9 protein-coding genes are annotated in these 8,950 nt (G+C 37.4%); 6 read left to right on the top strand and 3 right to left on the bottom strand.

Annotated elements, in window-relative coordinates:
* Positions 1-243 precede the first annotated feature (243 nt).
* From mltA to znuA, 3 genes are all read left to right on the top strand, one after another.
* A complete protein-coding gene (gene mltA, locus ABW51_RS09065; RefSeq protein ID WP_053466484.1) occupies positions 244-1,353 on the top strand; it encodes a murein transglycosylase A in 1,110 nt (369 codons plus the stop codon).
* Positions 1,353-2,123: a tRNA cyclic N6-threonylcarbamoyladenosine(37) synthase TcdA gene (gene tcdA, locus ABW51_RS09070; RefSeq protein ID WP_053466485.1), complete on the top strand. Its 771-nt coding sequence runs from the start codon at positions 1,353-1,355 to the stop codon at positions 2,121-2,123. The genes mltA and tcdA overlap by 1 nt, the downstream gene beginning before the upstream one ends.
* Before the next feature lie 177 nt (positions 2,124-2,300).
* On the top strand, positions 2,301-3,344 hold the full coding sequence (gene znuA / locus ABW51_RS09075) for a zinc ABC transporter substrate-binding protein ZnuA (RefSeq protein WP_053466486.1): 1,044 nt from the start codon (positions 2,301-2,303) through the stop codon (positions 3,342-3,344).
* Positions 3,345-3,393: 49 nt separating this feature from the next.
* Here the strand turns inward: znuA and ABW51_RS09080 are convergent, their stop codons facing one another.
* Together ABW51_RS09080 and mpl are read right to left on the bottom strand one after the other, a co-directional pair.
* Positions 3,394-3,900, bottom strand: a complete 507-nt coding sequence (locus ABW51_RS09080) for a DUF2301 domain-containing membrane protein (protein WP_053466487.1) — start codon at positions 3,898-3,900, stop codon at positions 3,394-3,396.
* A gap of 107 nt (positions 3,901-4,007) precedes the next feature.
* Positions 4,008-5,369: a UDP-N-acetylmuramate:L-alanyl-gamma-D-glutamyl-meso-diaminopimelate ligase gene (mpl, locus tag ABW51_RS09085; protein WP_053466488.1), complete on the bottom strand. Its 1,362-nt coding sequence runs from the start codon at positions 5,367-5,369 to the stop codon at positions 4,008-4,010.
* 146 nt (positions 5,370-5,515) lie between these two features.
* Here mpl and ABW51_RS09090 point away from each other — a divergent pair, with 146 nt between their 5' ends.
* Entirely contained in the window at positions 5,516-6,106 is a 591-nt protein-coding gene (locus ABW51_RS09090) for a hypothetical protein (protein WP_053466489.1), read from the top strand.
* Between the two features lie 47 nt (positions 6,107-6,153).
* Here ABW51_RS09090 and metC read toward each other — a convergent pair whose 3' ends face one another.
* The gene (metC, locus tag ABW51_RS09095) at positions 6,154-7,341 is read right to left on the bottom strand and encodes a cystathionine beta-lyase (RefSeq protein WP_053466490.1); all 1,188 of its coding nucleotides are present in this window, start codon (positions 7,339-7,341) and stop codon (positions 6,154-6,156) included.
* Between the two features lie 137 nt (positions 7,342-7,478).
* Here metC and ABW51_RS09100 point away from each other — a divergent pair, with 137 nt between their 5' ends.
* Together ABW51_RS09100 and pgsA are read left to right on the top strand one after the other, a co-directional pair.
* Complete coding sequence (locus ABW51_RS09100; protein ID WP_005625599.1) at positions 7,479-8,081, top strand: peroxiredoxin C; 603 nt, start codon at positions 7,479-7,481, stop codon at positions 8,079-8,081.
* A gap of 100 nt (positions 8,082-8,181) precedes the next feature.
* On the top strand, positions 8,182-8,739 hold the full coding sequence (pgsA, locus tag ABW51_RS09105; protein ID WP_053466491.1) for a CDP-diacylglycerol--glycerol-3-phosphate 3-phosphatidyltransferase: 558 nt from the start codon (positions 8,182-8,184) through the stop codon (positions 8,737-8,739).
* Positions 8,740-8,950 lie beyond the last annotated feature (211 nt).

An 8,950-nucleotide genomic window follows, 5' to 3' on the forward strand; every position in this document is an offset into this window, starting at 1 on the left:
GAACCGACGGCCTTCGGGTTATGAGCCCGACGAGCTACCAAGCTGCTCCACCCCGCGTCTGATGAGGCGTACTATACTCGCTTAAAATTGAATTGCAAGAATTAAACAAAATTTTACGTATTGTTTGTTAATAAAATGTTCAATATGTAGTTTTATTAATCAATTCCACTAAATAACACTGGTTGTTTTCTGTAAATTTTGGTAGCGTATGCAGCCTTATTTCTGCTTACTTTAGGATTGAAAATGTCGGTGTGTAAACCATTTTGGTTCAAAACTTTTTCTATCTCAATTATTACCGCACTTTTGGTAGCTTGTACCTCTAACATAAAAAACATTCAGATTCCCACCACCTCAAATGGTAGTGATCCTCAACAATTCGGTGCAAAATATACCAATCGAACTTATCAGCAAGCAGCTCTTATGCCTGTTTCCCATATAGAAAACCAAAGTGCGGTAATAAATCAAGGCGATTTTTTAACACAGCTTTCCAATATAAAAAATTATTCGAGTAAACTTTCCACCAATTTTTACGACAATTATGAAAAGATTACAAATTGGGTTCTTTCTGGAGCAAATATTAATGAACTCACTCAATTTAATATCCATCCGCAAATTATGCGTGGGTTCGATGGATATCAAAATGTTTTGATGACAGGCTACTACTCTCCTGTCCTTCATGCTCGCCGTTCACCGCAAGGTCAATTCCAAAATCCAATTTATCGTATGCCAGCAAATAAACGTTTTAGCCGTGCGCAAATCTATGCCGGTGCATTAGCGGGTCAAGGATTAGAATTAGCATATAGTGATTCCATGTTAGAGAATTTTTTACTTGGGGTACAAGGCAGCGGTTATGTAGATTTTGGTGATGGAAACCTTAATTACTTCGCTTATGCAGGACAAAATGGCTTTCCTTACACCGCTGTTGGTCGTTTATTAGTTGAAGATGGGGAAGTACCAAAAGAGAAAATGTCTATTCAAGCAATTCGTGAATGGGGCAATCGCAATCCATCTCGTGTACAAAGTTTGTTAGAACGTAATTCTTCTTATGTATTCTTCAAAAATGATCCAAGTGGCAAAGTAAAAGGTTCTGCAGGTGTACCGCTTGTACCAATGGCTTCAGTAGCATCAGATCGTAGCGTTGTACCATCTGGTACTGTTCTTTTAGTCGAAGTGCCTGACATTGATAATAACGGAAACTGGCTTGGCACACATAAATTACATTTAATGGTTGCACTTGATGTTGGTGGTGCAGTGAAAGGCCACCACTTTGACTTATATCGCGGTATTGGTGATCAAGCAGGCCATATCGCAGGATTATCAAAACACTATGGCCGAGTATGGGTGTTACAATAATGGCTCCAGTGGACAATTATGAACAGCGATTTGGCGGTATTGGTCGACTTTATACACCTGATGGACTCGCGCGCTTACGTCAAGCCCATATTTGCGTAATAGGCATTGGAGGCGTAGGCTCTTGGGTCGTAGAGGCCTTAGCACGTTCAGGCATTGGTAAACTAACATTAATTGATATGGATGATATTTGCGTCACGAATATCAACCGCCAACTTCCGGCGATGAGCGGCACAATCGGTAAATTAAAAACTGAAGTCATGTCAGAGCGAGTAAAATTAATTAACCCAGAATGTACCGTCAATATTATTGATGATTTTATCTCACCAGAGAATCAATCAGATTACCTCAATCGAGACTATGACTATGTAATTGATGCCATTGACAATGTGAAAACTAAAGCGTCGCTGATTGCTTATTGTAAACGTAACAAAATTAATGTGATTACTATTGGTGGTGCTGGCGGTCAAACTGATCCAACCCAAATTCAAATTGCCGATCTTAGTAAAACCATTCAAGATCCACTTCTAGCCAAAGTGCGGTCAGTTTTACGCAAAGATTACAATTTTAGTCAAAACCCCAAACACAAATTTAGCATCGATGCGGTATTTTCAACACAACCTTTAATATTCCCACAAATGACAGAAGGTTGTGCAATTTCTGCCACAATGAATTGCGCAAACGGATTTGGCGCAGCCACGATGATTACGGCAACCTTTGGTTTTTTTGCCGTTTCTCGTGTAATAGATAAATTACTAAAGAAAAAATCTTAATCACCTCTTGAAAATGCACATTGACCATAAATGTGCATTTTTTATCGAATGAAATCTATTTACTTTGAAAATGAAAAATTTTCCCTCGCGTGCTCTATAAAATCGTTGCAATTTATATAAAAAGGCGTAGTCTCTTTCCCTTTGAGAATTATTACCAACAAGTAAGGAAACAGAAATATGAAAAAACTTTTAAAAATTAGCGCCGTTTCTGCCGCACTTTTAAGTGCGCCAATGATGGCAAATGCCGATGTATTGGCATCAGTAAAACCTCTAGGCTTTATTGTTTCATCTATTGCAGATGGAGTAACTAGTACACAAGTCCTTGTTCCTGCAGGCGCCTCTCCGCATGACTACAATTTGAAATTATCTGATATTCAAAAAGTAAAATCTGCAGATTTAGTTGTGTGGATTGGTGAAGACGTTGATTCATTCTTAGACAAACCAATTAGCCAAATTGAACGTAAAAAAGTGATTACCATTGCTGATCTTGCGGATGTTGAACCTTTATTAAGTAAAGCTCACCATGAGCATTTCCATGAAGATGGCGATCACGATCATAAACATGAACATGAGCACAAACACGAACATAAACACGATCACGAACATGAACACGGCCATGATCATAAGCACGAGCATGAACATCATGACCACGCTCATGAACATCACGACCATGACCACGATAACCATGATCATGACGAAGGTTTAACAACAAACTGGCATGTTTGGTATTCTCCAGCTATCAGCAAAATTGTTGCACAAAAAGTAGCGGATAAATTAACTGCACAATTCCCAGATAAAAAAGATTTGATTGCACAAAATCTTTCAGATTTTAACCGCACTTTGGCAGAACAAGGTGAAAAAATTACAACACAACTTGCGAACGTTAAAGATAAAGGTTTCTACGTTTTCCACGATGCTTACGGTTATTTCAATGATGCTTATGGTTTAAAACAAACGGGTTACTTCACCATCAATCCATTAGTTGCACCAGGTGCAAAAACTTTAGCGCACATTAAAGAAGAAATCGCAGAACATAAAGTAAATTGCTTATTCGCAGAACCACAATTTACGCCGAAAGTGATTAAATCTTTAGCACAAAATACTAAAGTCAATGTAGGACAACTCGATCCAATTGGCGATAAAGTCAATTTAGGCAAAAATTCTTATGCAACATTCTTGCAATCTACCGCAGATAGTTACATGGAATGTTTAGCTAAATAAACCTTTCTAAAAACAATGACCGCTCATAAAAGTGCGGTCATTTTCTTTTCTAAATTTGATATTTTGTTTTGTCTCCAATATCAAAATGCAAAGGCATTCGCCATTTTTGTATCGCTAAAACTAAAAGTAATATGCCAGAAATAATAGAAAAAATGCGTAATGCGATAAGATTATTTAACCCCCATGAAAACCACAAGCAAGCCACAAATATCGGCTGTAAATTTAGCAAAGGTACGCGGAAACAAAAATATTCTTTAAAACACAAACCACCTAAAGTAAGTAACGCACCGCCAAGGGCCAAAGCGGGATAATGATTAATATAAAACAGCAATCCTATCCAAGTAGCAAATTGAAAAAGCAATCGGAAGGATTTGAGATAAATATGTAATGAAGAGGCACAGCAAGTTGCTGCAATTAATATAAATGTGAGTGATAAATCTGGATACCAACTCATGGCAAAAATAGACAACGCCGCTATCACAAAGCCAGAGCGATAAATAATGACAGTCAGATTATCTAAAAAATCCATCGGTGATTTAATATGTGGATCAGCCATTCTACAAAGATTCCTTTTATAAATTACAAATTAAAAATAGATGTTACGTCAATTCAATAAAAAGTGCGGTCAACTTAAAAACATTTTCTAAATTAACCGCACTTTGATTATTTCTGTTTAAGCTTATCAAGAATTTTTTGATGAATGCCGCCAAAACTGCCGTTAGACATCACCAAAATATGATCTGTAGGTTGGGCCTCAGCGACAATCATATCCACTAATCGATCTAAATTTGCATTCCAATAGGCAGGTTGTACACATTGGTTTGCAATATCTGCCACTTCCCAAGGAAGTTGTTCTGGTTGAAGCATAAATACTTCATCAGCTCGGCCAAGTGCAGGCGCAATTTCATCTTTATGAACACCCATTTTCATTGTGTTAGAACGAGGTTCAAGCACTGCAAGAATACGAACACCGCCCCCCACTTTATCTCGTAAAGCGGTTAGCGTAGCAAGAATAGCCTCTGGATGATGAGCAAAATCATCATAAACTGTAATGCCATTAACTTCGCCTTTTACTTCTAAACGACGTTTAGCATTTACAAAAGATCCCAATGCTTTACACGCATCTTCAATAACCACACCCGCATGATGAGCAGCCGCTATTGCCATTAAAGCATTATGCATATTATGTTGTCCGACTACATTCCATTTTACTTCTGCCACTTTTTCATCATGATGGAAGACCGCAAAATGTGAGGCATCATTTGTAATACGTTCAGCAAACCACTCGTTATCTTTACCTAAAAATTGCTGTTGAGACCAACATCCCAATACCAGTGTTTCTTTTGCACTTTGTTCACTCGCCGAACTTAATACCAAGCCACTTGCTGGAATGGTTCGAATCATATGATGAAATTGGCGTTGGATCGCTTTGAGATCATCAAAAATATCTGCATGGTCAAAACTAATGTTATTTACGATAAGTGTACGAGGATTATAATGGACAAATTTCGAACGTTTATCAAAAAAAGCTGTATCATATTCATCAGCTTCAATAACAAAATAAGGGCTGTCTCCTAAACGAGCTGAAATGCCAAAATTACCGGCAATTCCTCCGATTAAAAAGCCTGGTTTTAAGCCATTTTGTTCTAAGATCCACGTTAGCATGCCTGTTGTAGTTGTCTTTCCATGCGTACCAGAAACTGCCAATACCCAACGTTCGCGTAATAAATGGTCGTGTAACCATTGAGGACCTGATGTGTATTTCAAATTATTTTCCAACACATATTCTACGCAAGGATTACCGCGTTTCATCGCATTACCAACAATTACCATATCAGGCGCAGGTTGTAATTGTGCAACATCATAATTTGGAATAATCTGGATACCTTGCTCTTCTAAAAAAGTGCTCATTGGAGGGTACACATTAGTATCGGAGCCCGTTACGTGATAGCCCATTTGTTTAGCAATCATCGCTACGCCGCCCATAAATGTGCCACAAATACCTAAGATATGAATATGTTTCATTGTACTTCTCTGCTGATTAAGGAAAACGAAAAATATGATAAAACAACTTCTATGAACTTTCAAAAGAAAAGACTGTCATACCAAGCCATATGATCTATAATTAACGCCACTGAACCATTATTTAACCACTTCAATAGGAATAAACAATGAAATTTAATAAGTCTTTTCTTTTCGCAACTATCGTCGCAAGCTCAATTGCTTTAACTGCTTGTAACGATAAAGAACAAAAAAAAGCTGAAAAACCCGCAGTAGAAGCAACTCAACCTACTGTAGAAAAAGCTCAACCCAAAACAGAAGCTACACAATCAACAACCCAATCAGAACAACAGGCACAAATAAAAATAGATGAATTAGTCGCTCAAGCTAATGCAGAATTTCAAAAAGTTGCAAACATAAAAGTTACTAATGTTTCTGTTACTGATGATTTAAAATCTTTTTCTATCACTTATGAAATTACAAATTTAAGCGATAAAGCAATTTCAGAAGCACAATGGCTCACTATTTACAAAGAAAATAATCAACCATTCTATGTAGCAAATCTTCCTGCATTACAATTTGGAAAAACAATTGCACCGAAAGCAAATGAAACCGTTACCTTATCAACCGATGAAGAAGCAGTGCTTTCTCAAATTCGTCCTCACTTACAACAAGGAAAAAGTATTCAAGTCGATATTATTGGGACCTCAATTCATTTTTCTGACGGTTCCCAAATTGGTTTAGTTTCAGAACAAAAATAATCCTATAAAAATGCCTGTGTAAAACAGGCATTTTTTTATCCGCACTTTTAGGCAATTCGCTCAAATCCAGCTTTTAAATCTGCAATCAATTCATCTACATCTTCAAAGCCGATATGTACACGAATTAATGAACCTGTAAGATTACGTTTAATATTTGGACGAATATGTGCAATTTCTTCTGGTTGATTGCAAAGAATCAAAGACTCAAACCCTCCCCATGAATAAGCCATAGTGAAAAGCTCAAAATGATCCATAAATTTTGATACTTGCTCTGAGGTTAATCGTTGAGTTAATTCAAAAGAAAATAAGCCACTGCTACCACTAAAGTCTCGTAAAAAGAATTCATGACCAGGGCAACTTGGTAAAGCTGGATGGTACACCGTTTTTACTTCTGGTTGCTCACTTAACCATTTTGCCACTTTAATACTACTTTCCTGATGTTGTTTTAATCGTACACCCAATGTGCGAATACCACGAGCAGTCGTATAAGCAGAATCCGCATCCACCATCTGCCCCATTAAATAGGAATGTTCTCTAAGTTGATCCCAAGTTCGCGCATTCGCAACGGCAGTACCAATCATAATATCTGAATGCCCCACTAAATATTTCGTACCCGCTTGAATAGAAATATCAATGTCATGCTCTAACGCTTTAAATAGAACACCTGCCGACCAAGTATTATCAATCATAATCACAATATTAGGGTTCACCTTTCTTGCAGCCTTCACAATAGTCGGAATATCGGGAATTTCCATTGTGATAGAACTCGGTGCCTCCAAAAAAAGTACTTTTGTATTCGGTTGAATAAGCGTTGCAATATCAGCACCAATAAGAGGATCATAATAAGTTGTATCAATCTGCATTTTTTTCAGCACAATATTACAGAAATCTTGGGTTGGCTCGTAAGCTGCACCACTCATTAACACATGGTCGCCAGTTTTTACAAAAGAAAGAATCGAATTAGTGACAGCAGCTGCACCACAAGGATAAAGATAACAACCGGCTCCCCCCTCCATTTCGCACATTAAATCTTGTAAAGCAAAATGTGTTAGCGTCCCTCTTCTGCCATAAAATAATTCGCCTTTTGCCCTATGTTGAGTAGCGTGTTTTTTATCTTCAATACTGTCAAATACTAATGAAGAAGCTCGCTGTAAAACGGGGTTTACGGAGCCTTGCGAAAAACGTTTTTTACGCCCTGCATGGATAAATGTTGTTGATAGATTGTGTTGTTGCATATTTCCACCTTATTTTAGATAAGATTAATTGCTTTAATAGATAAAATCGAGTATAAAAATGTCGGCGTTTCAAATAGAATTGTGCTGCTATTCTATGTGGCAAAACTTCAACTTAACTTTATATAGGAATTATGACTATGGTATTAGTAACCCGTCAAGCACCAGATTTTACTTCATCTGCTGTATTAGGCAATGGCGAAATCGTTGATAACTTCAACTTTAAAAAACACATTGCTGGAAAAGCTGCAGTAATCTTTTTCTACCCATTAGACTTTACCTTTGTTTGCCCTTCTGAGTTAATCGCATTTGACCACCGTTATGAAGAATTCAAAAAACGTGGCGTAGAAGTAGTTGGTGTTTCTATCGACTCTCAATTCACTCACAATGCATGGCGTAACACCCCAACTGAAAATGGTGGTATTGGCCAAGTTAAATATGCATTAGCAGCAGACGTAAAACACGAAATTGCTCAAGCATACGGTATTGAACATCCTGAAGCAGGCGTTGCATTACGCGCTTCATTCTTAATCGACAAAAATGGCGTCGTTCGTCACCAAGTAGTAAACGATCTTCCATTAGGTCGTAACATCGATGAAATGTTACGTATGGTTGATGCATTACAATTCCATGAAGATCACGGTGAAGTTTGCCCTGCTCAATGGGAAAAAGGTAAAGAAGGGATGAAAGATAACCCTGAAGGCGTTGCAAAATACTTAAAACAAAACGCTGATAAACTTTAATCCGTAATTATTTACAAGAAAGCCACATAATGTGGCTTTTTTTATATTCTTAGATACTTTAGAATAGGTGTATCTCTAACACCAAGAGCGGTTCATTTCTATGAAATTTAATATTCCTATTTTCCTAACGATGTTTCGCGTAATCCTGATTCCGTTTTTCGTGATTGCATTTTATTTACCTATCGAATCCTCCCCTTTTATTACTACATTAATATTCTTTATTGCCGGTGTTACTGATTGGCTAGATGGTTATTTGGCCCGTAAATGGAAGCAAACTACAAGGTTTGGCGCTTTTTTGGATCCTGTTGCGGATAAAGTAATGGTTGTCGCAGCCTTGGTTCTCATCGTTGAATATCAACACTCTCTTTGGATTACGATTCCTGCCATTATTATGATTTCTCGCGAAATTATTATTTCTGCATTACGTGAATGGATGGCTGAACTCGGAGAGCGTAGTAAAGTTGCAGTTTCTTGGTGGGGAAAATGGAAAACCACGGCGCAAATGTTAGCACTAGGCGGATTATTATGGCGTTATAACAACTATATGGAAATAGCAGCAATTATCTTACTTTATATCGCCGCTATTTTAACTATATGGTCAATGATCCAATATTTACAAGCAGCAAAAGGTAGCTTACTGGATAATATTCAATTATAAATTTAAATAAAACACAGTTATTTTTTATGATAACCGTCTATATTTGAGTTATTTTTAAGCAAATAAAATATTTTTTATTTTTTTCGTTTGACAGTAATATATAAATCCGTAAAATACGCCCCGTTGTCACGCAGCAATGCTGATTAGTGATAAATGCGGGAATAGCTCAGTTGGTAGAGCACGACCTTGCCAAGGTCGGGGTCGCGAGTTC

The organism is Haemophilus sp. C1 (assembly GCF_001276515.1).
Lineage (GTDB): Bacteria > Pseudomonadota > Gammaproteobacteria > Enterobacterales > Pasteurellaceae > Haemophilus.